This window comes from Desulfobaculum sp. (genome assembly GCF_054921475.1).
Genome location: NZ_JBUDSW010000347.1, coordinates 1 through 2,964 on the forward strand (window position 1 = coordinate 1; position 2,964 = coordinate 2,964).

Sequence of the window (2,964 nt, forward strand, 5' to 3'; positions counted from 1 at the left end):
CGTGATGCCGGTGCGCAAGGAAATCGGCTGCCGCACGCTCTTTAACCTGCTGGGGCCGCTTTTGAACCCCGCGCGGCCGACGCATCAACTGCTGGGTGTGGCTATGCCGGAGTTTGTCCTGCGGATGGCGACGGTGCTGGCGAATACCGGCGTCACGCGCGCGGCGGTGGTGCACGGCGCCGGCGGGTTTGATGAACTCACCCCCTTTGGCGTGAATGACATTGTGCAGGTGCGCGACGGCTGGCTGCGCGAGGAGCGCCTTGACCCGCGCGACCTTGGCTTTGCCCTGCATGCGCCCGAGGCCGTGGCCGTGCGTGGCCGCGAGGAAGCCGTGGACGCCCTGCGCGAGGTGCTGGCCGGTCGCGGTCCCATCGCCATGCGCGAAATGACGGCGCTGAATCTGGGCATGTGCCTGTTCCTGCTGGAGGACGACTACACCCTCAGCGAGGCCATGGACACCGCGCGTGAGGCGCTGGCGTCCGGGGCCGGGGAGACGTTGATCAATGCTTGAGCGGTTTGCCAATGCCAAGGCGGCGGAGATTGCCGCCCTTGAGGATATGCAGGCGCGTGGCGCCTTGCCCGCGCCCTACGCCGGGCCGCGTCCGCCCTTTGTGGAGCGCCTTGTCCAGCACGGTCCGGGGGCGGTTATTGCCGAGTATAAGCGCGCGTCCCCCAGCCGGGGCGACATTGCCCCGCACCTGCGCGCGCGGGATGTGGCCGAGGCCTACGCCCGCGGCGGCGCGGCGGCCATGTCCGTACTGACGGAGGCCGACCACTTCCGCGGCAAGCTGGAGTTTTTGGGCGAGGCCTGCGCCAGCGGACTGCCGCTCCTGCGCAAGGACTTCATCCTGCATCCTTTGCAATTGGTGCAGACGGCGGCAACGCCCGCGTCCGCCGTCTTGCTTATTGCGCGGATGGTGGATGTGGACCGGCTGGCGGAACTCTTGACCCTGTGCCGCGACCTGCGCCTGACGCCTGTGACCGAGGTCTTTGACGCAGACGACCTTGCCCGCGCCCGCACCGCAGGCGCGCGGCTTATTCAGGTGAATAACCGCGACCTGGACACCTTGGACGTGGACGTGCAAACCTCCCGCACGCTCATTGAGCGCAAGCAGCCTGGCGAGTTGTGGATCAGCGCCAGCGGCATCACCACTCATGCGCAGGTCAGCGAGTTGGCCGGGCTGGGGTATGACGCCGTCTTGGTGGGCACCTTCCTTATGGAGGGCGGCGACCCGGCGGGCGCGCTGCGGCGGCTGACCACGGGGGGCGCATCATGAGCGGCGCGCGCTTTCGGGTGAAGGTCTGCGGCATGACGCGGCAGGCGGACGCCGACATGTGCATCCGTCATGGCGCGGATATGCTGGGGTTCATCTTCCATCCCTCCAGCCCCCGCAACATTGCCCCTGAGGACGCGGCGGCCATCCGTACGCCGGGCGTAACGCGCGTTGGCGTGTTCGTCTCGCAGGACGCAGGCGAGGTGCGCGGCATCATGGCCCGCGCCGGGCTGGACATTGCCCAGCTGGCCGGAGACCACGACCGCGCGACGTGCATGGCCATTGGCCCGGAGCGCGTTATGCGCGTGTTCCGTCCGGAGGCCCATGCTCGCCGCGCCGGGCTGGAGGCGGAGCTTGCCGCCTTTGACGGGGCCATGGCCCTTGCCTTGCTGGACGCCGGAACCGCTGGCGGCGGCCATGGCCGGACCCTTGATTTTGCGGGGTTGGCCGGATTGCGCAGTCCTACGCCGTGGCTCCTTGCCGGGGGCCTGTCGCCGCAGACGCTGCCAACGGCGCTGCGGCAGTGTGCGCCGGACGGCTTTGACCTCAATTCCGGCGTGGAGTCCGCGCCCGGACGCAAGGACGAGGTCCTTGTGGGGCAGGCGCTGGCACTCCTGCGCGGCGCGTAAACCGTTTTTGAAAGCAAACGACAACGAGAGAACACTCAATCCTCCGCCGTGTGGCGGAGTTGGAGGCCACAGAGATATGCAGAAAGGATACTACGGAGCCTTCGGCGGACAGTTTGTGCCGGAGCTCCTCATGCCCCCGCTGGAGGAACTTGAGGAGGCCATGGCGCGCATTGTCCGGTCCCGTAATTTTTTGACGGACTATGCCCAGTTGCTTTCGGACTATGTGGGCCGCGCTACGCCGCTGACCCTGTGCCGCACCCTGTCGCAGCAGGTGGGCTTCAATATCTGGCTCAAGCGCGAGGACCTCGCCCACACCGGCGCGCATAAAATCAACAACACCATGGGGCAGGCGCTGCTCGCCAAGCACATGGGTAAGCCCATCCTGCTGGCGGAGACCGGCGCGGGGCAGCACGGCGTGGCGACGGCCACGGCGGCGGCCGCCCTCGGCCTTGAATGCGTTGTGTACATGGGCGCCACGGACGTGGAGCGGCAGGCGCACAACGTGCGGCGCATGGAACTGCTCGGCGCGGAGGTGCGCCCGGTGCAATCCGGCACCAAAACCCTCAAGGACGCCACCAACGCCGCCCTGCGCCACTGGATTGCGGAGCAGGGGACCACGCACTATTGCCTTGGCTCCGTTGTTGGCCCGCATCCCTTCCCGGAGCTGGTGCGCGACTTCCAGACCGTGATTGGGCACGAGACGCGCCAGCAGAGCGTGGAGAAGTTCGGCGGCCTGCCGGACGCCATTGTCGCCTGTGTGGGCGGCGGCTCCAACGCCATCGGCATCTTCCACCCCTTCCTTGAGGACCGCGAAGTGCGCCTTGTGGGCGTTGAGGCCGCGGGTGAGGGCACGCCGGACTGCTACCATTCCGCCAGTGTGACCAAGGGCACCGAAGGCGTCTTGCACGGGGCCAAGAGCCGCCTGCTCCAGACGCCGGACGGCCAGATTATGCCCTCGCATTCCGTTGCGCCGGGGCTGGACTATCCGGGCGTTGGGCCGGAGCATGTGCATCTGGAGACCTCGGGCCGCGCGGAATACGTGAGCGTGACCGACGATCAGG

The 2,964-nt window shown here is 67.8% G+C and carries 3 protein-coding genes and 1 pseudogene; all 4 read left to right on the forward strand.

Going from position 1 to position 2,964, the window contains the following annotated elements:
* Nucleotides 1-511: pseudogene (locus ACY69P_RS15690) on the forward strand (anthranilate phosphoribosyltransferase); the annotation flags it as partial.
* Complete coding sequence (locus ACY69P_RS15695; protein ID WP_462328159.1) at nt 504-1,277, forward strand: indole-3-glycerol phosphate synthase TrpC; 774 nt, start codon at nt 504-506, stop codon at nt 1,275-1,277. The pseudogene ACY69P_RS15690 and the gene ACY69P_RS15695, both read left to right, overlap by 8 nt.
* A complete protein-coding gene (locus ACY69P_RS15700; protein WP_462328160.1) occupies nt 1,274-1,903 on the forward strand; it encodes a phosphoribosylanthranilate isomerase in 630 nt (209 codons plus the stop codon). The genes ACY69P_RS15695 and ACY69P_RS15700 overlap by 4 nt, the downstream gene beginning before the upstream one ends.
* Nucleotides 1,904-1,979: 76 nt before the next feature.
* Nucleotides 1,980-2,964, forward strand: a 985-nt coding sequence (trpB, locus tag ACY69P_RS15705; protein WP_462328161.1) for a tryptophan synthase subunit beta, incomplete at its 3' end; no start/stop codon positions are given.